24 protein-coding genes and 1 other RNA gene are annotated in these 24,049 nt (G+C 66.0%); 12 read left to right on the top strand and 13 right to left on the bottom strand.

Annotated elements, in window-relative coordinates:
* The 7 genes from queG to ssrA form a co-directional block, all read right to left on the bottom strand.
* A partial coding sequence (gene queG, locus VL752_RS12405) for a tRNA epoxyqueuosine(34) reductase QueG (RefSeq protein ID WP_325355636.1) occupies window positions 1–588 on the bottom strand: 588 nt, incomplete at its 3' end.
* Window positions 585–1,049, bottom strand: coding sequence for a preQ(1) synthase (gene queF, locus VL752_RS12400; protein ID WP_325355640.1), 465 nt, complete (start codon window positions 1,047–1,049; stop codon window positions 585–587). The genes queG and queF, both read right to left, overlap by 4 nt.
* On the bottom strand, window positions 1,042–2,163 hold the full coding sequence (gene tgt, locus VL752_RS12395) for a tRNA guanosine(34) transglycosylase Tgt (protein WP_325355633.1): 1,122 nt from the start codon (window positions 2,161–2,163) through the stop codon (window positions 1,042–1,044). The genes queF and tgt overlap by 8 nt, the downstream gene beginning before the upstream one ends.
* Complete coding sequence (queA, locus tag VL752_RS12390; RefSeq protein WP_325355631.1) at window positions 2,160–3,197, bottom strand: tRNA preQ1(34) S-adenosylmethionine ribosyltransferase-isomerase QueA; 1,038 nt, start codon at window positions 3,195–3,197, stop codon at window positions 2,160–2,162. Before queA ends, tgt begins: the two co-directional genes overlap by 4 nt.
* Window positions 3,197–3,592 carry a VOC family protein gene (locus VL752_RS12385; RefSeq protein ID WP_325355629.1) on the bottom strand — a complete coding sequence of 132 codons (396 nt, stop codon included), beginning with the start codon at window positions 3,590–3,592 and terminating at the stop codon, window positions 3,197–3,199. The genes queA and VL752_RS12385 overlap by 1 nt, the downstream gene beginning before the upstream one ends.
* Before the next feature lie 144 nt (window positions 3,593–3,736).
* Window positions 3,737–4,261, bottom strand: a complete 525-nt coding sequence (locus tag VL752_RS12380) for an SspB family protein (protein WP_325355638.1) — start codon at window positions 4,259–4,261, stop codon at window positions 3,737–3,739.
* A gap of 157 nt (window positions 4,262–4,418) precedes the next feature.
* Window positions 4,419–4,745, bottom strand: a transfer-messenger RNA (tmRNA) gene (ssrA, locus tag VL752_RS12375).
* Window positions 4,746–4,751: 6 nt separating this feature from the next.
* On the opposite strand from ssrA, the gene thyX reads away from it, so the two are divergent.
* From thyX to VL752_RS12345, 6 genes are all read left to right on the top strand, one after another.
* The gene (gene thyX, locus VL752_RS12370; protein ID WP_325355627.1) at window positions 4,752–5,690 is read left to right on the top strand and encodes an FAD-dependent thymidylate synthase; all 939 of its coding nucleotides are present in this window, start codon (window positions 4,752–4,754) and stop codon (window positions 5,688–5,690) included.
* Window positions 5,691–5,837: 147 nt separating this feature from the next.
* Window positions 5,838–9,215, top strand: coding sequence for a DUF2126 domain-containing protein (locus tag VL752_RS12365; protein WP_325355625.1), 3,378 nt, complete (start codon window positions 5,838–5,840; stop codon window positions 9,213–9,215).
* A gap of 38 nt (window positions 9,216–9,253) precedes the next feature.
* On the top strand, window positions 9,254–11,758 hold the full coding sequence (locus VL752_RS12360; protein WP_325355623.1) for a circularly permuted type 2 ATP-grasp protein: 2,505 nt from the start codon (window positions 9,254–9,256) through the stop codon (window positions 11,756–11,758).
* 9 nt (window positions 11,759–11,767) lie between these two features.
* The gene (locus tag VL752_RS12355) at window positions 11,768–12,646 is read left to right on the top strand and encodes a transglutaminase family protein (RefSeq protein ID WP_325355621.1); all 879 of its coding nucleotides are present in this window, start codon (window positions 11,768–11,770) and stop codon (window positions 12,644–12,646) included.
* Window positions 12,647–12,724: 78 nt separating this feature from the next.
* On the top strand, window positions 12,725–13,252 hold the full coding sequence (locus VL752_RS12350; protein WP_325355619.1) for a hypothetical protein: 528 nt from the start codon (window positions 12,725–12,727) through the stop codon (window positions 13,250–13,252).
* The gene (locus tag VL752_RS12345) at window positions 13,249–13,707 is read left to right on the top strand and encodes a hypothetical protein (protein ID WP_325355617.1); all 459 of its coding nucleotides are present in this window, start codon (window positions 13,249–13,251) and stop codon (window positions 13,705–13,707) included. Before VL752_RS12350 ends, VL752_RS12345 begins: the two co-directional genes overlap by 4 nt.
* Before the next feature lie 87 nt (window positions 13,708–13,794).
* Here the strand turns inward: VL752_RS12345 and VL752_RS12340 are convergent, their stop codons facing one another.
* Window positions 13,795–14,346: a hypothetical protein gene (locus VL752_RS12340; RefSeq protein ID WP_325355615.1), complete on the bottom strand. Its 552-nt coding sequence runs from the start codon at window positions 14,344–14,346 to the stop codon at window positions 13,795–13,797.
* Window positions 14,347–14,566: 220 nt separating this feature from the next.
* Here VL752_RS12340 and mscL point away from each other — a divergent pair, with 220 nt between their 5' ends.
* Window positions 14,567–15,067 carry a large conductance mechanosensitive channel protein MscL gene (gene mscL / locus VL752_RS12335; protein WP_325355613.1) on the top strand — a complete coding sequence of 167 codons (501 nt, stop codon included), beginning with the start codon at window positions 14,567–14,569 and terminating at the stop codon, window positions 15,065–15,067.
* A gap of 10 nt (window positions 15,068–15,077) precedes the next feature.
* Here mscL and VL752_RS12330 read toward each other — a convergent pair whose 3' ends face one another.
* The 5 genes from VL752_RS12330 to pdxY form a co-directional block, all read right to left on the bottom strand.
* On the bottom strand, window positions 15,078–15,773 hold the full coding sequence (locus VL752_RS12330; protein WP_325355611.1) for a hypothetical protein: 696 nt from the start codon (window positions 15,771–15,773) through the stop codon (window positions 15,078–15,080).
* Between the two features lie 87 nt (window positions 15,774–15,860).
* Window positions 15,861–16,334 (bottom strand): TspO/MBR family protein, encoded by a 474-nt coding sequence (locus VL752_RS12325; RefSeq protein ID WP_325355609.1) that lies wholly within the window; start codon window positions 16,332–16,334, stop codon window positions 15,861–15,863.
* Between the two features lie 177 nt (window positions 16,335–16,511).
* Window positions 16,512–17,420: a CHAP domain-containing protein gene (locus tag VL752_RS12320; RefSeq protein ID WP_325355607.1), complete on the bottom strand. Its 909-nt coding sequence runs from the start codon at window positions 17,418–17,420 to the stop codon at window positions 16,512–16,514.
* Between the two features lie 306 nt (window positions 17,421–17,726).
* Window positions 17,727–18,077 (bottom strand): RidA family protein, encoded by a 351-nt coding sequence (locus VL752_RS12315; protein ID WP_325355605.1) that lies wholly within the window; start codon window positions 18,075–18,077, stop codon window positions 17,727–17,729.
* 104 nt (window positions 18,078–18,181) lie between these two features.
* Window positions 18,182–19,030, bottom strand: a complete 849-nt coding sequence (pdxY, locus tag VL752_RS12310; protein WP_325355604.1) for a pyridoxal kinase PdxY — start codon at window positions 19,028–19,030, stop codon at window positions 18,182–18,184.
* A 173-nt stretch (window positions 19,031–19,203) separates the two neighbouring features.
* On the opposite strand from pdxY, the gene VL752_RS12305 reads away from it, so the two are divergent.
* From VL752_RS12305 to VL752_RS12285, 5 genes are all read left to right on the top strand, one after another.
* A complete protein-coding gene (locus VL752_RS12305) occupies window positions 19,204–20,292 on the top strand; it encodes an NADH:flavin oxidoreductase/NADH oxidase (protein ID WP_325355602.1) in 1,089 nt (362 codons plus the stop codon).
* Window positions 20,293–20,358: 66 nt separating this feature from the next.
* Window positions 20,359–20,955, top strand: a complete 597-nt coding sequence (locus VL752_RS12300; RefSeq protein ID WP_325355600.1) for a Spy/CpxP family protein refolding chaperone — start codon at window positions 20,359–20,361, stop codon at window positions 20,953–20,955.
* Between the two features lie 143 nt (window positions 20,956–21,098).
* Window positions 21,099–21,326: a 50S ribosomal protein L31 gene (rpmE, locus tag VL752_RS12295; protein WP_325355598.1), complete on the top strand. Its 228-nt coding sequence runs from the start codon at window positions 21,099–21,101 to the stop codon at window positions 21,324–21,326.
* A gap of 167 nt (window positions 21,327–21,493) precedes the next feature.
* Window positions 21,494–21,967: an Hsp20 family protein gene (locus tag VL752_RS12290; RefSeq protein ID WP_325355596.1), complete on the top strand. Its 474-nt coding sequence runs from the start codon at window positions 21,494–21,496 to the stop codon at window positions 21,965–21,967.
* Window positions 21,968–22,194: 227 nt separating this feature from the next.
* On the top strand, window positions 22,195–24,018 hold the full coding sequence (locus VL752_RS12285) for an autotransporter assembly complex protein TamA (protein ID WP_325355594.1): 1,824 nt from the start codon (window positions 22,195–22,197) through the stop codon (window positions 24,016–24,018).
* The last annotated feature ends 31 nt before the right edge of the window (window positions 24,019–24,049 follow it).

The following is a 24,049-nucleotide window of genomic DNA, read 5'->3' as shown; positions in this document are numbered from 1 at the left end:
GCAGGAACCGCAGCGATCGGCATGGGGCTGATCCACCGGCAGATCGAGCGTCGTCAAGATCTCACCGAGGAACAGCCAGGAACCGTGTTGACGGGAGACCAGATTGGTGTGCTTGCCCTGCCAGCCGAGCCCTGCTTCGGCGGCCAGCGGCTTTTCCATCACCGGCGCGGTATCCACGAAGACTTTCACCTGCGGCTGCGCCTCGCTTGCGCGACTGACGATGAACTGCGCGAGGTGTTTCAGCTTTCCCTTGATGACGTCATGATAGTCCCTGTTGCGGGCATAGACGGACAGATTGCCGCGGTCGGGTTTGCCCAGGGTCGCCAGCGCATCATCCGCCGGTGCGTAGCTCATGCCCAGCGAAATGACGCTCCGCACCTCCGGCCAAAGCCCGCGCGGATCCGCGCGCTGCTCCATGCGTTCCGCCATCCAGCCCATCTCGCCGTGATGACCGGCGGAGACCAGTGCGCGCAGCCGGGCCCCGGCCTCCGGCGGCAATCGAGCCTCAGCAAAGCCCACCGCATCGAAGCCGAGGTCATGCGCTTTCGCGCGGATCTCGGCGGAGAGGCCCGGGCCGGCCGCGATCATCCCCTGCCGCGATAGGTCGGCACACCCTGGTCGGGCAGGAAGACGCCCGCGGGCGGCAGGTCGGTCTGGTAGAAGACGTCGATCGGGATGCCGCCACGCGGATACCAATAGGCGCCGATGCGCAGCCAGCGCGGTTCCAGCAGGTCGATCAGACGCTGCGCAATCATCATCGTGCAGGCTTCGTGGAAAGCGCCGTGGTTGCGGAAGCTGGTGAGGAACAGTTTCAGCGATTTGCTTTCCACCAGCCATTCGCCAGGAATGTAGTCGATCACGATATGCGCGAAGTCGGGCTGGCCGGTCATCGGGCAGAGCGAGGTGAATTCCGGCGCCGTGAATCGCACCACGTAATCCTGCCCCCGGTTCGGTGAGGGCACGCGCTCCAGCACCGCATCCTCGGGCCGCGCCGCCGGGCGCGCATCCTGGCCGAGCTGGGTCAGACCGGCATAGGGGTCTTCACTCATCATGGTCTCCTTCCGCCCATCGGGCGCGGACGGCGGCGCTGTATGCATCCAGCCTGCCTTCGAGAATGGCAGCACGGGCGCCCGCCACCAGCGTTTGGTAATAGGTGAGGTTATGCCATGTCAGCAGCATCGGCCCCAGCATCTCTTCGGCCCGGAAGAGGTGGTGAAGATAGCCGCGCACATGGCGCTGGCACCCGAGGCAGGTGCAGCCGGGGTCGAGCGGCTTGCCATCATCCGCAAAGCGGGCATTGCGCAGGTTGAGAATGCCGCGCGAGGTGAAAGCGCGGCCGGTGCGGCCGGCGCGGGTCGGCATCACGCAGTCGAACATGTCGATGCCGCGCGCGATGGACCCGAGCAGATCGTCCGGCGTGCCGACGCCCATGAGATAGCGCGGTTTGTCCGCGGGCATATGGTCCCAGGTCGCCTCGATCATGGCGAACATCATCTCCTGGCCCTCGCCCACCGCGAGGCCGCCCAGCGCGTAGCCCTCGAAACCGATCTCCATCAGCGCGTCGATGGAACGGCGGCGAAGATCGGGGAAGACGCTGCCCTGGACGATGCCGAAAAGCCCATAGCCGTCGCGCGGCACGAAAGCCTCGCGCGACAACCCGGCCCAGCGCATGGACATTTCCATGGATGATTTCGCCTGCTCCTCCGTCACCGGAAAGGGCGGGCATTCATCCAGCACCATGGTGATGGTCGCATCCAGCTTGTGCTGGATCTGCACCGAGATGGCGGGGGTGAGCCGATGCTTCGAACCGTCGAGATGGGACTGGAAGGTCACGCCATCGGCATCGAGCTTCCGGAGCCCCGCCAGCGACATGACCTGAAACCCGCCGCTGTCGGTCAGGATCGGGCCTGGCCAATCCATGAGCTTATGCAGGCCGCCGAAGGAGGCGACGCGGTCGGCGCCCGGGCGCAGCATGAGGTGATAGGTATTGCCGAGCACGATGCCCGCACCCGTGGCGCGAACGGCATCGGCCGTCATGCCCTTGACGGTCGCGGCGGTGCCGACCGGCATGAAGGTCGGCGTCGGGACATCGCCATGCGCGGTTTTCAGCGTGCCCGCGCGGGCATAGCCATCACGCGCCGATTCGTTCCAGGTCAGGGTCATGATGCGCGCTCGAGAAGGGAGGCATCGCCATAGGAGAAGAAGCGATAGCCATGGCGGATGGCATGGTCATAGGCGCTGCGCATGCGCTCCATCCCCATGAAGGCGGAGACGAGCATGAACAGCGTGGAGCGCGGCAGGTGAAAATTGGTCATGAGCCGGTCGACGATGCGGAACTGATAGCCCGGGGTAATGAAAATATCCGTGTCTCCCGCGAAGACGCGCAAAAGCCCGTCCTCGGAGGCAGCACTTTCGAGCAGCCGGAGACTGGTCGTGCCGACGCAGACGATTCGGCCGCCTGCGGCGCGCGTGGCATTGACGAGATCGGCCGTTTTCGCCGTCACGATGCCGCGCTCGGCATGCATGCGGTGCTGGGAAACGTCCTCGACGCGGACGGGCAGGAAGGTGCCGACGCCGACATGCAGCGTCACGGTCGCCCGCTTCACGCCTCGGGATTCGAGCGCCGCCAGAAGTTCGGGTGTGAAATGCAGCCCCGCGGTCGGGGCGGCGACCGCGCCTTTCGGATCGGCGAAAACAGTTTGGTAATCCGTCGCGTCCTCGACCGTCGGGCCTTCCGGCCGCTCGATATAGGGCGGCAGCGCCAGGGCGCCCGCTGCTTCCAGGGCCGCCACGAAATCATCGCCTTCACGATCGAAGCGCAGCGCCACGCTGCCATCGGCCCGGCGCTCGGCGACGATGGCGGAAAGCGCCGCGCCGTCGAAATCCAGCCGATCGCCATCGCGCAGCCGCTTGGCGTTGCGGGCCAGCGCCTGCCAGCTGCCGTCCGGCAGCGGCCGGTCGAGCGTGATGCCGATCCGCGCCTCCCCACGCCGGGCCGACAGCTGGGCCGGGATCACGCGGGTGTCGTTCGCGACCAGAAGATCCCCCGGCTGCAGCAGCTGCGGCAGATCGCGCACGATATGGTCACCCAGCCGTTCGGCCGTCACATGAAGGAGCTTCGCGGCATCGCGGGGCTTCACCGGATGCTGGGCGATCGCTTCCGGCGGCAGATCGAAATCGAAATCGGAGAGGCGCATCAGTCTTCGAGATAGGTCGCGATCTCGATGAGATTACCATCCGGATCGCGGCAATAGACGGAGCTCATGGGGCCGAGGGCGCCGAGGCGCGGCACCGGCCCCTTCTCCACCGTCACACCGCATTGCTCGAGATGCCTGATGATGTCCTCGGTGCCGACGCCACTGATGAAGCAGAGCGAGGCCGAGCCCGCGCCGGCGGATGCTCCGGTCAGCGTCGGGTCTTCATGCGCCGTATAGAGGTTGATCTTCTGGCCACCGAATTTGAGCGCGGTGCGACCTTCCTGGCCGAATTCCTCGCGTTCCATCCCGAGCACGCGCTGAAACCAGGAGGCCGTGATTTCGACGTCGCCGCAGGTGAGCGAGATATGGTCGAGCCGGTCGATGGTGAAACGCATGCCTCAAAGCCCTTCTGTCGGGTGCCGGCAAAGCGGCCGAGCGCGGCCCATAGCGGATTAAGCTTTTAGAGGGAATGCGAAGCGCGCGGGGCTGCGTCCAAACCGGCAACGAAAGACGGCGGCCTGCTGCCGGCCGCCCAGTACTTATTCCTTCGGCGTGGTGCGGCGGCGAAAAGCATCCAGGCTCACGACCTGCGGCGTCTCGGAGGCAGCGGGTGGCGGCTCCTCGGCCGTCTCCTCGGTTCCGATTTCATCGGCCTCGGCCTCGTCCAGCATCTCGTCCTCGAAGGGCCGCGGCTGCATGCGCAGCCCGAAGCGCACATGCGGATCGGCGAAGCCGACGATGGCGCCCGAGGGAATCACGAGCGTCGCCGGGATGCCGGAGAAGGACAAGCCCACCGTCAGCACCTCGTCCTCGTCGACCTTGAGGTCCCAGAACTGGTGCTGCAAGACGATGGTCATCTCCTCGGGATATTGTGCCGAAAGGCGGGAGGGGATGTGCACGCCCGGATAATCGGTCCGGAAGGTCAGATAGAAATGATGTTCGCCGGGCAGTCCATGCTCCGCGACATGAGCGAAGGCACGCATGGCCACCTGACGCTGCGCCTCTTCCAGCCAGCTTTCATAGGGCAGGAGACTCGGGGGCAGTTCGGTCGGCTCATCGGTCACGCGGCAGGGTCTCCATTTGGCACGCCTCAACTGGCGGCGTACGGGCAGTCTGATCGTACAGACACGCTCTCCCCCGGCGGCATAGCCTGTCACATAGCCGAGGGCCAGATCGTCTGACACCCGTATGACCAAATTTAGATTGAACTTGGAGAAGAATATAGGGGGCTTCTGTTGCCCGGTGCCCCCCGAACCGCGCTTGTCAGTGCTTACGCAGCGACAGCGAATGCCTCATGATTGTCATTGGCATTTGTAAAATGACCCGATAACGGCGGAATCATGCCGAGCGAAAGATGGACCTTTACCACGCGTGTCGAGCCTGTGTCGCCCCCGAGCGCTTCAGGGAAACTACCCTGAAAGTGATTGGTGGAGGCGCCGGGTACTGCCCCCGGGTCCACTACGATTATTCCGAGCACCGTTTATCGCCATAGCTGGCCACGTGACCAGCATGGGGAATATAGGGCGGCAGACGTTTGAAGAGAAGAGGCACGGTGTGAGCCTGAGCGAAGACCAGACCAACGCAATCCCCGCGGCTCGCGAAAGCGGCCAGCCCACCCTGAGGGCGACGGTGCCCGCCCTGGAAGCACGGCTCTACGAGCCCGTCTCCCTGCTCGACCACGGCTTCGTCCGCGTCATCGATTATATGGGCGACGATCACGCCATCGTGCAGGCGGCCCGGGTTTCCTATGGTCGCGGGACGAAGAAGGTCAGTGAGGATACCGGTCTCATCCGCTATCTCATGCGCCATCGCCACACGACGCCGTTCGAAATGTGCGAAATCAAATTCCACGTAAAGCTGCCGATTTTTGTTGCGCGGCAATGGATCAGGCACCGCATGGCGAGCGTGAACGAATACTCCGCCCGCTATTCCGTGATGGATCGCGAGTTCTATATTCCCGCCCCGGCCCAACTCGCGGCGCAGTCCGCCCTCAACCGCCAGGGTCGCGATGCTGTGCTGGAAGGCACGGAGGCCGAAGAGGTTCTGGGCCTGCTGCGCGATGATGCCGAACGCTGCTACCGCGACTATGCCTGGATGCTGAACGAAGGAACCGAGGAAAACCCGGCCGATCCCACCCGCCAGGGCCTGGCGCGCGAACTCGCGCGGATGAACCTCACGCTCAATACCTATACGCAATGGTATTGGAAGACGGATCTGCACAACCTCTTCCACTTCCTCGCCCTTCGCGCGGATAGCCACGCGCAGTACGAGATCCGGGTCTATGCGGAAGCGATGCTGGAGATTGTCGACGCCTGGGTGCCGGTGGCGGCCCGGGCCTTCCGCGATTATCGACTGGGCGCGGTCAGCTTCTCGGCACCGATGATGGCCATTCTCCGCCGCATGCTGGCGGGCGAGACGGTCGCTCAGCCCGACAGCGGCCTCTCGGTGCGCGAATGGCGGGAAATGATGGCGAGCCTGGGCGGCACCGACTAACGTCCCGCGCCAGGACAGGGCGGAGAAATTTTCGGTCGCCAATCATCCGGTTATCGACCCGGGACGCGATGTCGGGCAGCATCACATTTGTCGTCTGCCTGCCTGACCTTGCCCCGCCCCGTCCGATAGCGAGGAAGATCCCGTCCAATGTCGATCCATGCCGCCCTGACCCATCGCACGAGCTACGCGTACGATCGCCTGGTCAATCTCGGTCCGCAGACGATCCGGCTGCGGCCGGCGCCTTATGCGCGCACGCCCATTCTCTCCTATGCGCTGACGATCACGCCCGAGCCGCATTTCCTCAACTGGCAGCAGGACCCACAGGGTAATTTCCAGGCCCGCGTCGTCTTCCCCGAGCGGGTCACGCATTTCGACGTGACCGTCGACCTTGTCGCCGACATGGCAACGGTCAACCCGTTCGATTTCTTCCTCGAGCCGCAAGCAGAATTCTTTCCCTTCGCCTATGACCCGGTGCTGCATGAGGAACTGGCGCCCTTCCGCCGCCTGATGCCGCTTGGGCCGGAACTGGAGAAAGTCCTGGCCGCGGTGCCGCGCGAAAAGCGCAAGACGGTCGATCTTCTGGTCGAGATCAACCAGATGCTGGCAAGCCGCATCGCCTATATCGTGCGCATGGAGCCTGGCGTCTGGACGCCGGAGGAGACCTTGGCGAAAGCCACAGGCTCATGTCGCGACAGCGCCTGGGTACTCGTCAACCTGCTGCGCCATCTGGGCTTCGCCGCGCGTTTCGTTTCCGGCTATCTCATCCAGCTGGTCGCCGACCAGAAGCCGGTGACAGGCCCCGAAGGCCCCACCGCCGATTTCACCGATCTGCACGCCTGGGCGGAGGTCTATCTGCCCGGTGCCGGCTGGATCGGTCTCGATGCCACTTCCGGCTTGATGGCGGGAGAAGGCCATATTCCGCTCGCCGCGACCCCCGAACCCGCTTCCGCAGCGCCCATCTCAGGCCTTATCGAGGAATGCGAAACGACTTTCGACTTCGAAATGAAGGTCCTGCGCGTCTCCGAGACGCCGCGCACCACGAAACCCTACGCCCCCGAGACCTGGCAGGAGATTCTCCGCGCCGGCGCAAAGGTGGATCGCGCGCTCCTCGCCTCGGACGTGCGTCTCTCCATGGGCGGCGAGCCCACGTTCGTTTCGGCCTCGGATTTCGACGCGCCGGAATGGACGACAGAGGCGCTCGGCCCCACCAAGCGCCGCATGGGCGGCCGTCTGCTTCGCCGCCTCGCTCCGCTCTGGGCGCCGGGGGCGGCGCTGCAATACGGCATGGGCAAGCATTATCCTGGCGAGCAGCTGCCGCGCTGGGCGCTGCATTGCCATTGGCGGAAGGATGGGGAGCCGATCTGGCTCAATCCCGATCTCCTCGCCTCCGACGACGACACGGACGATGCGACCCCGGCCGAAGCCGCACAGTTCGCCGCCCTGCTGGCGAAGCGGCTGCAGATCGACCCTGCCCTCGTCATTCCGGGCTACGAGGACATCCACTACTTTCTGTGGCGCGAGAAGCGGCTGCCGGCCAATGTCCTGGTGGAAGACGCGAAGCTGAAGGATCCGCTGGAGCGCGCGCGCCTCGCCCGTGTGTTCGGCCAGGGGCTGGGCTCCGCCGTCGGTTCGGTCCTGCCGCTCCGCCGCGTGGCGGAGGGCGAGACCCGGCGCTGGCAGAGCGGAAAATGGTTCTTCCGCGATGGGCCGATGTTCCTCGTCCCCGGCGATGCCCCGGTCGGCTTCCGCCTGCCGCTGGAAAGCTTGCCCTGGGCCGATCCTGCGCATCTTCCCCTCGAGACGGAGCGCGATCCCTTCAGCCCGCGTCCGGCCCTGGCGCCGCATCCACGGATGGACCGGCAGGCGCGTTTCTACGGCGCCGCCGACCTCGGCTCTCGCACGAGCGGGGGTCCTGCCCACGGATATGGTGCCCCCGGCCATGGTGCCCCCGGCTGGCCCGTGCCGCAGGATGCGGATTGGGACAGCGCGCGCCCGCGGCCCGGACGGGAGGAGACCGGCCTGGTCCGCACCGCCATGGCAGTGGAAGCACGCAGCGGCATGATCCATGTCTTCTTCCCGCCGCTCTACGAGGCCGAGGACTGGATCGACCTCGCGGCGGCCATCGAGGCGACGGCTGAGGAGATGGGCCGCAAAGTGTTTCTCGAGGGCTATCAGCCGCCTTCCGACTCCCGGCTGCAGAGCTTTTCCGTCACTCCCGATCCGGGCGTGATCGAGGTCAATGTCCACCCCGCCGCCAACTGGGCCGAGCAGGTGGCGCGCACCGAGCAGCTTTACGCCATCGCCCGCGAGGAAGGCCTGGCGACCGAAAAGTTCATGCTCGACGGCCGCCATGTCGGTACCGGCGGTGGCAACCACGTGGTGATGGGCGGCATGGAGGCGGCGGACAGCCCCTTCCTGCGTCGGCCCGATCTGCTGAAATCACTGCTCGGCTTCTGGCAGAACCATCCGAGCCTCTCTTACCTGTTCAGTGGCCTCTTCATCGGCCCCTCCTCCCAGCATCCGCGCATCGACGAGGCACGGATGGACAGCCTCAACGAACTCGACATCGCCTTCAGCCAAATCAGCCCCTTTAAGGAGACGCCCCCCTGGCTGACCGACCGGCTGTTCCGCAACATCCTGGCCGACATGACCGGCAATACCCACCGGACCGAATTCTCGATCGACAAGATGTACGCGCCGGAAGCCATCGGCGGCAGGCGAGGGCTGGTCGAATTCCGCGCCTTCGAAATGCCGCCACATGCGCAGATGTCGCTCGCTCAGGTCCTGCTGATGCGCTCGGCCATCGCCGCTTTCTGGCAGAAACCCTATGAGCGGCCGATCATCCGCTGGGGATCGCGCCTGCATGACGATTTCATGCTGCGCCATTATGTGGAGCAGGATCTGCGGGATGCGCTGTTCGATCTCGGCGCATTCGGCTTCCCCTTGCCCGCCGAATGGTTCGCACCGCATGTGGAATTCCGCTTCCCGGTCATCGGGTCCACTGCCGCGCATGGCGCGACGCTCGAAATCAGCCATGCGCTGGAACCCTGGCACGTGCTGGGCGAGGATCCGGCCGCCGGCGGCACGGTGCGCTATGTGGACAGTTCCGCCGAGCGGCTGCAGGCGAAGGTCCACGGCTGGGTGGACGAGCGTTTCATCCTTGCCTGCAACGGCGTCGCGGTGCCGCTGATGCCCACCGACATGCTCGGGGAATACGTGGGCGCCGTGCGCTTCAAGGCGTGGAACCCGCCCTCCGCGCTGCATCCCACCATCCGAGCCCAGTCACCGCTGGTCTTCGACATCTATGACCGCTGGAGCGGCCGGTCGCTGGGTGGCCTGACCCATTACATCTCCCATCCGGGCGGCCTCAGCTACGAGCACTTCCCGGTCAATGCGAACGAAGCAGAGGCGCGGCGGCGCTCGCGTTTCAGCGTCAACCGCCATCACCCGGGACCGATGCCCGAGCCGCGCGGAGCGAGAGGGCCGGAGCATCCGCGCAGTCTGGATTTGCGCCGCTTTGCATGATCGGGCCATAAGCGGCATCAAATCATGACCGGTACGAGATGATTTCGCTGGGGCTGCACGAGGGCGTTGATGAGATGGTGGATGGCGCACGCCATGTCCGCCCTCATTGGCGCGGCGTGCTCGGCGGCCTCTCGATGCTCTCGGACAGTCTCGCCGCCCGGCAGCGGCGTCTGGACCAGGCATTCGAAGACGAGGGCGTGCGCAGCATCCTGCCCGGTGCGCAAGGCGATGGCCGGCCCGATCCCGAGAATCTCTGGCGCTGCGATCCCATCCCGCTACCGCTCTCGGCCCAGGAATTCGCCGAACTCGAAAAGGGCCTCGCCCAGCGCGCGACGCTGCTCTCGGCCCTGCTCGACGATCTTTACGGCGCTCAGGATGTTCTTGCCGAGGGCTTGCTGCCGCCGCGCCTCGTCTTCGCCAATCCGGGCTTCCTGCGCGCCTGCCATACCGCGCCTGCCTTCCATCATCCGCGCATGACCTTCTATGCCGCGGACCTTATCCGCGGCCCGGACGGGCGCTGGCGCGTGCTGAGCGACCGCACGGCGGGTGCGGCCGGTGTCGGCATGGCGCGGGAGAACCGGCGCATCCTGGCCCGCGTCGTGCCGGAGATGTTCCGTTCAGTGCAGGTCCGGCCACTCAGGCCCTTCTTCGATCTCTGGCAGGATTCCCTGACACACGTGGCGCCGGCTGACCGCCCTTATCCCAATGTGGCGCTGCTCACGCCCGGCCCTGGCAGCCCGCAATGGCTGGAGCACATGCTGCTCAGCCAGGAACTCTCCTGCAATCTTGTGGAAGGCGGCGACCTCACCATCCGCGGCGGCATCGTCTATCTCAAGATGCTCAACGGCCTGCACCGGATCGACGTGCTGCTGCGCCGGCTCGACGGCCGCATGCTCGACCCCTTGGAACTGAGCGCCAACAGCCTGCTCGGCGTGCCCGGCCTGATGGACGCGATTCGCGCTGGCACCGTGCGCGTCGTCAACGATCCGGGCTCCGGCCTTGCCGAAGCGCCTGCCCTGCCGCGCTTCCTGCCGGCAATCGCCGAGTATCTTCTGGGCGAACCTCTACTGCTGCCGAGCGTCGAGACGCTCTGGCTCGGCGACGCTGCGGATCGTGCGCGCGTGCTGACTGACAGCGCCGACTGGATGATCCAGCCGGCGACGGAAAGCAACGGCCGTACCTGGCATCCGCCGGAGATGGAGCCCGAAGAGCGCGCCCAATTGTTCGAAAAGATCGCGGCTGCACCAGGGGACTATGCGGCCCTGGCAGCGACGTCGCCGTCCCTCGCGCCCTGTGCACGCGGCAGTGACCTCGTTCCCCAAGCCATCGTGCTGCGCGTATTCCTGGTGCGCAATGCGGGCATCTGGCACGCCATGCCGGGCGGCCTCGCGCGGCATCTCGAGCCCGGGCAGCTCACCGGGCAGTTGCCGCCGCGCGGCATTTCCAAGGACGTCTGGGTGCTGGCCGAAGGCAGCGAACATATCGTGGGCCCGTCTGCCTCTCGCCAGGCGCCCCTGCCCATCCGTCGCACCTTCGGCGAACTGCCGAGCCGCACGGCCGACAACATGTTCTGGCTCGGCCGCTATATCGAGCGGCTGGAGACAGCGGCACGCCTGACCCGGGGCCTTATTCTCCGTCTCGGCCGGAATCAGCCCATGCCGCGCGAACAGCTGGAACTCCAGCTGTTGGATGCCTGCCTCGTCGCCTCCCATCTGAGCCATGCGGACAGCGCGACGGCGGGGGCGCCGACCGCCCTCTCGATTACCGCCGCGCTGCGCGACAGCGGGCCGATCGGCCGGCTGCTCGGCCAGGCCGGACGTCTCACCGATCTTGTTCGCGACCGTTTGACCGGGGAGATGTACGCGGCCTTCACCTATATGCTGCGCACCGCGGAGGACGAGATCGCGGATGCCGGCGGCAGCCTGGACGGTCTTGCTCAGGCGATGGCGAGCATCCAGCGCTTCTCCACCGTCGTCGCCGGCCTCGCCGCCGAAAACATGGTGCGCGGCGGCAGCTGGCTCTTCCTCGACATGGGGCGGCGGATGGAGCGCGCGACGCTGACCGCCGGTAATCTCGCCGTCGTGCTCGACCAGCCGGAGCCGCGCTGGGAATTGGGGCTCCGCCTCGCCCTCGAGATCTGCGATTCGGCCATCACTTATCGCAGCCGATATTTCACAACCCTGCAGGCGGGGCCGGTGCTTGACCTCGTCATCGCCGACGAAAGCAACCCGCGCGCTGTCGCCTTCCAACTCGCGACGCTCGTGGGGCTTCTGCGCAATATCGGCGAGGGCGGCGACGACCGGCTCACCGCCCAGGCGGACTCGCTCCTGCACATGGCCCGGCAGATCGTCTCCGAAGTCATCGAGGCGCAAGAGAGCAATGCCGTTCTCGCCGAGGTGCCGGCACGGCTGAACGGCCTCGCAGAAGGCGTGCGCGCGCTGTCCGACCTGCTCTTCCGCCGGTACTTCGCTCTCCTGCCCCTGCCACGCTCTGTCGGCATCGAGCAGGAAGACGATCCGGCACCGCTCCGCGGCGCGGCCTGAATCCGTCCGATGCGCTTCAAACTCCGCCACATCACCGCCTACCGCTATGCCGAGCAGGTCGATCTCGCGAGCCATATGCTGCATCTCTCGCCCCGCCGCCTGCCTTGGCAGCAGGTGTCCGCGCTCCGCATCCTCTGCGAACCGACCCCCATTCGCACCAGCGTGGCGACCGATCACTTCGGCAACGAGGCGCATTGGATCTTCATCGACCAGCCACATCAGGCGTTGCAGGTGACGGCGGAATCGGTCGTGGACGTGGTCTTCCCCGCAGCCCCCGCTCCGGAGGCGACGCCATCCTGGGAAGACGTGGTCGCCCAGGCCCGCGCCGCCGGGCCCCGCGCCTGGGCCGCCGCCGAATTCACCTTCGCCGGCCCGATGGTGCCGAACGACCAGGGCGCCGGCCCCTATGTCGCCGCATCCTTCCCGCCCGGCAGGCAGATCCTCGCCGGGCTCATCGACGTCAATGCCCGGATCAAGCGCGATTTCGCCTTCCGGCCCTTGAGCACGACGATCACCACCTCGGTCGCGCGCGTCATGGCGCAGCGCGCCGGCGTCTGCCAGGATTTCGCCCATCTCATGATCGCGGGGTTGCGCGCCCTCGGCATCCCGGCGCGCTATACTTCGGGCTATATCCGGACCTATCCCCAGCCGGGCCGGCCGCGGCGCGTGGGGGCGGACGTCTCTCATGCCTGGGTCGGAGCCTGGCTCGGCGAGGCCCATGGCTGGGTCGATCTTGATCCCACCAACAATCTCGTCGTGGCGGAAGAGCATGTCGTGCTCGGATGGGGGCGGGAATTCGGCGATGTCTCGCCGCTGCGCGGCATCATCCTTGGCGGCGGCGCGCATGACCTCGCGGTCTCGGTCGATCTCGCGCCGCTGGAGCCGTGACTCATGGCGCAAAGCAGCTTCCGCGGGCGCGGCGCGTGTCGTGCTGGCGCAACCGCGCCGTCCGAGGCATGGTCGCTTATGACTGAAGAACGATCATCCTGTGTCGAGGTCATGGAGTATGGCGGGGACCGTCTGCTCTACCGCGTCACCCTGCCGCCTGACGGCATGCCGCCGGTGCCGGTGCGTGCGCTCGAGGCGGTATTGGACGAGGCCCGAGCCGCTGCGCGCGACGACGGTGACCGGCGGCACCGCAGCTTCCGCTTCCTCGGCCGCGATGGCTCCGTCGCCGATTTCGACATCGAGGACCGCGACGCCCTGATCTGGGCGGCGGCGGTAGACCGCCGCGCCGGGCTCGAAACCCTCGGGGGCATGTCCCTCTGCCTTCGCCTTCTCGCCCTCGTCCATCTGCTGGCCACCGCACCCTGGGCAAGCCGCTATTTCAAGGCTGAAACGGGTTCGCGAATCGACAGAGACCTGCTGCGCGCCGCCGCGCGTGCCGATCTGACCGAGGAGGCCCGGTTCGATGAGGCCTCGTTCTGCCGCAACCTGCCGGCGCCGCCCACGGGCTCCGCCGGGGCCGGCGCCTTCACTGGAGTCTCCGCATGAGCCATCCCCCGCGCCCCGCTTGTCGCAGACCGGTCCTCGGCTGGCTGCCGATGCTGGTCCTGCCGCTCGGCCTGCTCGCTGGCTGCGCGGAGGCCCCGCAGCAGAGCCGCAGCGAGCAGGCGCTGTACGATGCCTGTCACCGCATGGCGGACCGAGTGGTGGAACACGCCAATGTCGATGCGCTGAGCCAGGCGGACCCGACCAGTTCCCCCTTCGGCGTCACCTCGGTCCTCACCAACCAGACAAGCAAGCTCTCCATCGAGCATCAGCGCCAGGACATCATGGCCGATTGCCTGCGGCACTATGATTCCACGGCGCCCAATACTGGCGTGGTGACGGCAACGCCCGGCGCCCCCATCGTGAGCCAGCCGACACCGCCGCCGCCCGCTGATCTCGCGGGGCCGAGCGGCAGCGACCTCACTAAGCCGCCGATCCTGACGACGCCCGCGCAGTGAGCCCGGAGCGTGGTCGGGTCAGATAGACGCGATTCCGGTTCAGTCTGATCCGATCAGGCCCGCAGGCCGGGGCGACGGTGCCCGGCTTTACTGTGCCTGGTACTGATAGTTCTGGGCGGGCGGCGGCGTCAGCTGTGTCGGCGGCTGCGCGGGCACTGCCTGCTGATATTGCGGCGTCTGATAGGAAGCCTGGGGCGCGGGCGCCAGTTGCTGGCTCTGAATCGCGGCACTCTGCGGCATGGCAGCCGCACCCGGGCTAGGCTGGGTTGCCGAAGGTTGATCGCCCGATGAGGCGTAGGGTGTCTGGCTGAGCGGTTGCGGCGGCGGCAGGCTGCCCGGGGGGGCGCCCGGTGCGGGCGCCAGCCCAGACGTCACCCCCTTGGGATGCGACCAGAGTGGATCGCCCAGATTGACCTGCTGCGGGGTGGTGTTGGTCGCGGTGAGCGCGCCGGCGCCGGCGCCGACCGCCGCCCCCACGACAACGCCGATCGGGCCGCCGATGATACCGATCGCGGCCCCCGTGCCGGCTCCGGTTGCCACACCCCCCGAGGTTCGGCCAGGCTGGCTGCTGCCGCAGCCCGCGAGAACACCCACCAGCACCATTGCCAGACCGGACCGGACAGCTGATTTTTCTATCATGATCACCTTCGGAAACTTGCGGGGCGCCTCTTCCCTTCGGCCATCAGGCCCCCATTGTCCAGAAAACCCGGTTAGGGTCGGAGCCGGTTCGGATTAAATCGCGTATAGGGTTTACCCCCAGCCTGAATTGGACCCTTATCAATCGGTTAGCGATAACCGCCCCCACTCCCGGATCGGAGGCGGGGCGAACCCTGGCTTCGCACATATTTCGGAGGGATGAATGGTTCAATTCGATCTTCGCGGCGCCAAGCGCCCCGCCTGGATACAGGACTTCCAGTCCTTCATCATGCGCGGGAACGTTATCGACCTCGCCGTCGGCATCATCATCGGCGCTGCGTTCACGGGGATCGTCGGCAGCTTGGTGAAGGATATCCTCAATCCGATTCTCGGCCTGATCGTGGGCGGAATCGACTTCACCAACATTTTCATCACCCTGAAGGGGCCGCACGCCGCGACCTTGGCCGAGGCGCAGAAAGCCGGCGCCGTTACGATCAATATCGGCGTCTTCATCAATGCGGTGATCAACTTTCTGATCGTCGCCTTTGCCGTCTTTTGGCTGGTGCGGACCATCTCCAAGATCTATCGCAAGCCGGAACCCGCGCCTGCGGCGCCGGCCGAACCACCGCCTACTGAGGTGCTGCTGACGGAAATCCGCGATCTGCTGCGCGCGCAACAGGCGGGCACATCGGCACTGCCGAGGCCCACCGGCAGCATCGAGTGATGCGTCAGGCCTATTGGGCAGAGGCGCCGAAACCTACGAAACCCGCGGCGGGCACGGGCGCGCCCGTACCGCCGGCGTAACTCGGAGCCGGCGCTTCCGCAGCAGGGGTCACCGACTTCGGCGCCGTGCGGTAGTGGCTCTTCTGCGTCGTCTTGCCCTTGGCCGTCGGCGGCGGGTTGAAGAAGGAGACCGGAGTCGAGACCGCCTTCTGGTCCTTCGCACTCATGCCCAGCGCATTGGAGGGCGGCTGCGCCATCGGGCCCTGCGGCTCCGACAGATCGCCGCCGCCCGCCTTCAACATCGTCACCAGAAGGAAGGTGATGTTGTTGCGGCCGAGAGCGATCGAGACGTCGACCGGGGTCTGGCCAACTGCATCGCGGGCTTCGAGGTCGGCGCCACGGGCCAGGGCATCGCGCGCCGCCCCGATGTCGCCGCGGTAGATCGCGTCGAAAAGCTCGTCATTCGGCGACAGCAGGCCGGAGTCGATATTGCCTTGCTGAATCGGCCCGCTATTGCGTGCGCCGGGAAGGCCAGGGGCTGCGGGTTGCGCCCGCTGGTTGCCGTTGCCGCCCTGCACGACCGGCCCCATCGAGGTTGGCTGAGGCAAGGCCGACTGGGCGTAGGCCTGATGGCCGGGCACGGCCATGACCGCCGCTAGGCCGGCGATCAGGCCGGGCGCGACCCGCGTGATGATCCGACTGCTCATGTCTTGTCGTCCGCTCCGTCCTGGAAGGCGCCGCATCCCGGCGTCCCTCCCGCGTTGCGTGGCCGTCCTCGTGAGGCCGGCCTTTTCCTAGCCGGCAGTCGAGTTCAGCCACCAAAATCCGATGTTGAGGTAGGCTCCATAGCAGAGCCAGGCGAGCGGCGGGAGTAACAATGCACCCGCGAGCCGGTCTCTTCGCCAAAAAGCCCTGAAGGTTTCGACGGAAACCCAGGCGAGCAGGAGTACCACGACCAGAGCCGCGGCCGGCGCGCGCAGCCCGAAGAAGACCGGCGGCCAGACGGCGACGAGCGCGATCTGCCAGCCCCACAGGCGCAACGCGGGACGTGGGCTGAGCCGCCAGGGGTCGACTCGCCGCCAAACAAGCCAGGCGGCCAAGCCCAAGGCGAGGTCGGCAATGGCCCAGACCGCCGAGAAGATATCCGTCGGGAGTGTGAGGGGCGGCCGCCTGAGCGACAGATACCAATGGCCAACCCCGTGCGACGCGGCACCGGACGCTGCGACCTGGACGAGGAAAGAGAGGCCGAGAAAGCCGATCAACGCCAAAAATTGGGCGCCACGGCTATGGTCCCGCCCGGGATCACGCAGATTCTGGAAGACACATCCTCCTTCCGCTCCTCGCTGGCCTCAGTCGAAGCTTAGGCCGCGAGGATGACGGTTGGAAGACGGCAGATTGAAGCCCGGCGGCCGGCCCGGGCGGCGGGCTGCGCCTCTGCCACAAGATCAGCGAAGATTGCGATCCGGCGCGCTGCTGGCGATCGCCGGCCCATCGAAGGACGGTGCGGCCGCGTACTGAATAGTACCGGCAAGCGACTTGGCACGGCGACGCTCGGTCGCGCTGCGCAGATCCGCAGGCGGACGATTGCCGAGATCGACCATTGGCGCCGGGCCGGCTTCCGCCATGCGCGTGGTCGGCGCGCTGCCCTGATAGATGAAGCCGTAAGTCGGATAGACCGAGCCGTAGGTCGAAGAATGACCGAGCGCGACGCGCACGGCGGTCCAGTCATTGCGCGGCGAGACGTCAACTACCGAGATATCGGAGGAAACGCCGCCCCGAACGAAGCCAGGGCCGCCCCAGTTTGCCTGGGTAATCAAGACTTCGCGGGGATTGACGACTTCCTGCACGACCGCGACATGGCCGAGGCGCATGCGGCCATTGGCGCGGAAGTTGAGCACGGCACCGGCAGCCGGGGCATGGCCGCGCTCATAGCGGCCGGGCGCCTCGTTCCACCAGGTATCGGCATTGCCGGACAGCGCAATGCCGGAGACCTTCCGGGCATAGGGCACGCATTCGAGATAGCCGTGATAGACGCCGTTGCTGACATGCGCATCATGCGTCCGCGTGCGCCAGACGGTGCGCGTATAGGTCTTGCCGTGACGGCGGACAGTGTAGGTGACGCGCTCCTTCTGAGCCGCGGAATGACGGGTCAACGAAGCGGTCTGATGCGTCTTGGAATGGCTACTGGTGTGGCGGGTCGAGGCAACGCGCTTCGTTGTATGATGATGCGCGGCGGCCACATGCTGGGTATGCGCAATTTTATGGGTGGAGGCATGGGCGGAAACCGAAACCAGGGCAGTACCCGCGATCAAAAATGATGCAAAAACACAGGCTTTGCGGGCAAATTTCTGCATCGGGTTTCTGTACCAATTCCAAAAGCAGCATCAGGAGTTCGTGATCGGGGCTACCCGAGCTTTGCCCCCGACACAACCGCAGATCGTAAAAAATGCATGTCAAGACCCGTTTTCGTTCAATTGCACGAAGAAGCTGTCCTGTTTTTGGGACAATATTCCTAGAAATTGACCAAGCCTTCCCGGCCGGGACGAGAGCGATTCTCATTTGATTAAGATTCGGAGGGTCGCGATCCGGGCAGGCGCCAGGCCCGCGCGCCGCTGCACGAAAGACGGCGGGACCGGCCGTGCCGGCCCCGCGAGCAGACCTTATTTGCAGGCAGTGATCATGATTTCGACGAGATGCTTCTCGTCCGCCATATTAGCCTCCACGCAGGCGCGCGCCGGGGCCATGCCTTCCGGCAGCCAAGCCTGCCAGACTTCGTTCATGGCCGGCCGGTCACCGATATGCTTCAGCCAGATCTGGGCAGTCAGCAGACGGGTCTTGTCGGTGCCATGCTGCTCCAGCAGATCGTCGATCTGGGCAAGGACCTCCTCGGTCTGGCCGGTCACGTCCTTGTCCAGATCCTGAGCCGTGCAGCCCTGAAGGTAGACGAAGCCATGGTATTCGACGACGGCCGAGAGGATCGGGCCGGGATTGGTACGGATGATCTTGCTCATAGGAAAATCCTCGACTGAGACGGCTCTGGACCGAGATGATCCAGCCGCTGCGAGCTATAGCGCCGAAGCGCTGATCGCGCGAAGCGCCCGGCGCGGGAGGTGCATCAGACCGATTCGGGCCGGAAGACCGTGCCGGGCTGCACCAACTCCTCCTGCGCCGCGATAAGCGCGATCTCCCCCTGGCCGAGTTCGTGGGTCCGTTTCAGGACGCCGAAAACCGCGGAGCCGGCGGCACCGAGGGCCGCCGCCGCTGAGCCGGTCTTCAGACAATGGACGAGGAAGAGCGCCGCCACGGCATCCCCTGCTCCGTTAACGGCGATCGGCAGCAGCGGCGCGCGCAGCCGATAGAAGCTCTCCCCCTCGGCCGCCAGCATGTCCAGCGCATCGGCCGGCGTTTCCTCCGTGCGCAAGCTCGTCACGAGGACGCGGCGCGGGCCGCGCGCTTGCAGCGAGGCGACCGCCGCCTTGACCTCAGTGAGCGTGCCGCAGGGCAGGCCGGTGAGGTGTCGCAATTCGAAGAGATTGGGCGTGAGGATATCGGCCGCCGGCACGATCCGCTCGCGCATGAGTTCGGCAATGCCGGGACGGACATAGATGCCCCGGTCCTCGTCCCCGATCACCGGATCGGCGCAGTAGAGCGCGTGGCGATTGGCCGCGGCGAGGCGCGAGCGGGCATCCAGCACGGCTTCGGCGACCAGCGGATCGCCGAGATAGCCGGAGAGCAACGCGTCGCAGCGTGGCAGCACGCCCCGCTCCTCGATCCCCAGCACCAACTCGCGGATGGTTTCGGGCGGCGTCACGCTGCCGCGCCACGCGCCGTAGCCGGTATGGTTCGAGAACTGGACCGTATTGACCGCCCAGACCTCGGCCCCCAGCCGCTGCATCGGGAACACGGCGGCAGCATTGCCGACATGGCCATAAGACACCCAGGACTGAATCGAGAGAATGTTCATGCGCTGTCCCTAGCATGCCGACGGCAGGGCGCAGCACCATGAGCCAAGCGATGCGCGCCATGAAGGTGCCTCATGCCGGACGCAGCGTTGCCGCGCAGGGGCGTGACAGCTGACGCCGGCCGCCCATATGCCGGCGGATGAGCCCACCGCCTGCCCGCCCGGAGAAAGAATGCATGGCCCGCACGCCGCTCCTCTTCCAGCCGATCACCTGGCGATCGGTCACCGCCCGGAACCGCATCGCGGTCTCCCCCATGTGCCAGTATTCGGCGACCGATGGCGTGCCCAACGATTGGCATGTGCAGCATCTTGGTGCGCGCGCCGCGGGCGGGGCCGGCATCGTTTTTACCGAAGCGAGCGCCGTTACCGCAGAGGGGCGAATCACGCCCTTCGATCTCGGCCTCTATAACGATGCGCAGCAGGCGGCCTATGGCCGGCTCGCCGCCCTCATCACGCGCGGCGGGGCGGTGCCCGGCATCCAGATCGCCCATGCCGGGCGAAAGGCAAGCAACACCCGCCCCTGGGAAGGCGACCGCTATATCCCGCTTGAAGAGGGCGGCTGGAACGCGATGGCACCGAGCAGCATCGGCTTTGCCGGCAAGGACCCTGCCCCGCATGCCATGAGCGGCGCGGATATTGCCGGGACAGTCGCGGCCTTCGCCGCCACCGCCCGCCGTGCCCGCGAGGCGGGTTTCCAGATCGCCGAGATTCACGCGGCCCATGGCTATCTGCTGCACTCCTTCCTCTCGCCCATCACCAACCAGCGGCAGGACGGCTACGGCGGGCGGGTGGAAAATCGCGCCCGTATCCTGATGGAGGTGCTGGATGCCGTCCGCACCGAATGGCCCGAGGAACTGCCGCTTTTCGTCCGCCTCTCCTGTTCGGATTTCATCCCCGGAGGCCTCACCCCGGAAGGTGACATCCTGACTATCGCGCGCCTGCTGGCAGCGCGCGGCGACGTGGATCTGATCGATTGCTCCGCAGGTGGCATCGCCCCGGAACAGAAGATCCCGTCCCTTCATGCCGGCTACCAGGTGCCTTTCGCCGAATTTCTGCGGCGCGAGGCCGCCATTGCCACGGGGGCTGTTGGCCTCATCGACCAGGCGAGCATGGCTGCCGAAATTCTCGCCAATGGGCGGGCCGATATCGTGCTGCTCGCTCGCGCCGTACTCGCCGATCCGGGTTGGCCGCTGCGCGCGGCACAGCGCCTCGGCGTCGAGGTGGATCTGCCCAAACCCTATGGCCGGGCCATCCTCCACGAATAGAGTCGTGACAAATCATTAACTAAATGCAACTAAATGCCACACCGGCTGCATCAAGGATTGAGACCTATGACGATCAAATGGACGATCCGAACCCTCACCCCGCCGCGCCTGGCCCTCACTCTGGGTTTCGCCGCGGTCTGCGGTTTCGGACCATTGACCCTGGGATCGGCCGCCCATGCGCAGACGACGCCCGTCCCATCGGCGACGAGCCCGACCACCCCGGCCGAAGTTCCGGCCCCGGCCAAGGGCGATAACGCGAAGGCCACGCACCATCCTGGCAGCAGGGGGTTGAACAAATACCTCGACACGCTGCACGCCGACCTCAAAGTCACCCCGGCCGAGGAGCCGCTCTGGGGCAAATTCGCCGACACGATGCGGGAAAACGCGGCAGACCTCGGCCAAGCCTATCGCACCCGGCGCGACCAGCTGCCGACGATGACGGCGCTTGAGGATATGAATTCCTTCATCGACGTCGAACAGAAACGGCTGGACGGGATGAAGCGCAGTTCTGCCGCCTTCGCCGACCTTTACAATGCTATGCCGGCGGATCAGCAGAAGACGGCGGACGCCGTTTTCCTGGCCGACATGCCGGGCGGCCCGCACCACAAGGGACATAGTGCCCCGCACAAGGCCGCGGGCGACGCCGCGAAGCCAGCGCAGTAAGGACGCCGCCCCCCGGCCGCGCATCTGATGCGCGGCCGGGGGCTTTGCCACCGCTTCATGTTGCGTATGGGCTCGCCTGCGTTTATAGGGCGCGCTTTCCGCGCTACCGGTCGTAATCGGCGGCGCCGACAGGAACGGAAACCATGAAGTCGAACATCCACCCCGACTACCACGAGATCAACATCGTCATGACCGACGGTACGGAGTTCAAGACGCGCTCCTGCTACGGCAATGAGGGCGCCACGCTGCGGCTCGACATCGACCCGAAGTCGCACCCGGCCTGGACCGGCCAGCAGCGTATCAACGACTCCGGCGGCCAGATCGCGAAGTTCAACAAGAAGTTCGCCGGCATCGGCATGCGCAAGGGCTGATCGCCCCCAAAATTTTCACGGATCCAAGAGGGCCGCTCCTTGAAAAGGGGGCGGCCCTTTTCCATTTTCGGAGCATCGGGGTGCCCAAACGGGGCTCCGAGACAAGACCCGCGGACCGGCCCGGATGGGCGGTCCCTCATTAGACCTTGCTTCGACAGGAGGTTTTCATGACTCGTGATTTTACGCCCCTTTTCCGTACCGCGATCGGCTTCGACCGTCTCGCCCAGATGGTGGAAGGGCTGCAGGAAGCGTCTCCCACGACATTCCCACCCTACAACATCGAAAAGACCGGCGAAGACAGCTATCGCGTGACGCTCGCAGTGGCCGGCTTCGCACCCGGCGATCTCGACATCACCGTGCGCGAGAATACGCTTGTCGTCTCCGGCCGCGTGCAGCAGGCCGCGAATGACAAAGTCGCGACGCTCTATCGCGGCATCGCCGGCCGCTCCTTCGAGCGCCGCTTCGCGCTGGCCGATCATATCGTGGTCGACGATGCGAATCTCGCCAATGGCCTCCTTCATATCGGCCTCAAGCGCATCGTACCCGAGGCCCTGAAGCCGCGCCGCATCGAGATCGGCACCGCTCAGGAAAACCAGAAGGTGCTGACCGCCGAGGCGGGGGCGCCTGCCCAGGCCGCGTAACCCGCGCGTCGACAATGCAATGAGGGAAGGGCCGGGAAACCGGCCCTTTTCTTTTGGCACGGCAAAAATGGGGGCTGGCTTCACGCGGGGTTGACCCCATTTCGGAAGATGAACGGCCATCTTCCCGGCTTCAGCCATCGACCATGCACTCGCCTGGAGGTTAAGGGAGATAGGGAACCAGGGAGGGTCAGGGGCTGCGTCATCTGCGCTTTCATCGCCTGCGATCCGTGCCGCCCGCGGCCTGGGCCTCCGCCGCGGTCTTCGCGATCAGCCTCGCGACCCCCAGCCGTGCGGCTGACCCCCAGCCTTACGACGTGACCTTCGCCAAGACGGGCGATGCCTCGATCGACAAGCTGGCGAAGGAGACCTCGAACCTCGTCACCCTGCGCACGAAGGCCCCGGCCGGGCCCTTCGCCCTCGTCCTCCGCGCCCGCAGCGACGAGGACAGGCTGCGGACCGTCCTCAACAGCGCGGGCTATTACGACGGCCAAGTCACGATCACGATCGACGGCAAATCGCTCGACGATCCGAACCTGCCGCAGACCATCGCCAATTATGCCAGCGCGACCCCGATTCCGATCGAGGTGACGATGACCCGCGGGCCGCTCTTCCATCTCGGCCAAGTCGCCGTGAAGGGAGATGTGCCCGCGACGGACATGGCGGCCTTCCAGCTTAAAAGCGGTGCACCCGCCCGGGCGGAAGACGTCATCGCCGCCGGCGCGCGGCTGCAGAGCGCGCTGCTGAACGACGGCTATGCCTTCGCCAAGGTCAGCACCCCCAGCGCCTTCGAAAATCCGGCCCAGCATACGATCGACGTGACCTATACCGTTGCGACCGGCCCGCGGGTCGATATCGGCCCCATCAGCGTCCAAGGCCTCCGGAGTGTCCACCAGGGCTTCGTGCAGCGGGAAATGTCGCTGAAACCCGGCGAGCAGTACAGCCCCGACAAGATCGAGTCCGAGCGCCAGACCCTCGCCGGACTCCACGTCTTCTCCTCCGTGCAAGCGCAGACGGCGAAACAGGTGGGGCCTGACGGGCGGCTGCCCGTTACCTTCATCGTGACCGAGGGCCCACCGCGCACGGTGAGCTTTACCGCAGGCTATGCGTCGGATACCGGCGGCACGCTCGGCGCCAGTTGGACGCATTACAATCTCTTCGGCGGTGGCGAGCAGCTCAACCTGAGCGCCACCGCCACCGGACTCGGCGGGTCGAGCACCGACGGGCTCGGCTACAATATAGGCGCGACCTATACACTTCCCGCCTTCCTTCGCCGCGACCAGAGCCTGAGTTTCAACGTCGGCGCGCTCAAGCAGAACTTCGATGCCTACAACCAGACGGCGCTCCTCGCCGGGACCACGCTCACCCGCAAGCTCGACAAACATTGGAGTGCCAGCGTCGGCCTCTCCGGCATTATCGAGCAAGTCGAACAGGAAAACATCACCCGGGACTACGACCTGCTGCAGGTGCCGCTGACGCTGAAATACGACAGCACCAATTCCCTTTTCGATCCGACCAAGGGCATCCGCGCGACGGCCAGCATCACGCCGACCGAGTCCTTCCTCGAACCGAGCGCCTTCTTCACCATCATGCAGCTCTCAGGGTCGACCTATCTCGATCTCACGGGGAAGGGCCGCAGCATCATCGCGCTGCGCGGCCTGGTGGGCTCGGTGCAGGGCGCCTCCACCTTCCAGCTGCCGCCAGACCAGCGCTTTTACGCCGGCGGCAGCAATACGATCCGGGGCTATGCCTATCAGTCGGTCGGGCCACAATTCGCGGACGGCAATCCGATCGGCGGCACCGCGATCGACACCGGCACGGTCGAATACCGCCAGCGCATCGGCAAAAGCTTCGGCACCGCGGTCTTCGTCGATGCCGGGCAGGTCAGTTCCTCCTCTGCACCCTTCAAGGGCAGCCTCAAGGTCGGTGCTGGCCTCGGCGTCCGCTATTACACGCCGATTGGGCCGATCCGCGTCGATTTCGCCGTCCCGCTGGTGCATCAGGACAATAGCGGCACCTTTCAGTTCTACATCGGCATCGGACAGGCCTTCTGATGCGGATCGTAAAGAAAATCGCCAAATGGCT

Origin of the sequence: Acidisoma sp., assembly GCF_035492295.1 — a bacterium.
Taxonomy (GTDB): domain Bacteria; phylum Pseudomonadota; class Alphaproteobacteria; order Acetobacterales; family Acetobacteraceae; genus Acidisoma.
The sequence above is the reverse complement of the archived record's forward strand: the minus strand, read 5'-3'. Positions and strand labels throughout refer to the sequence as shown.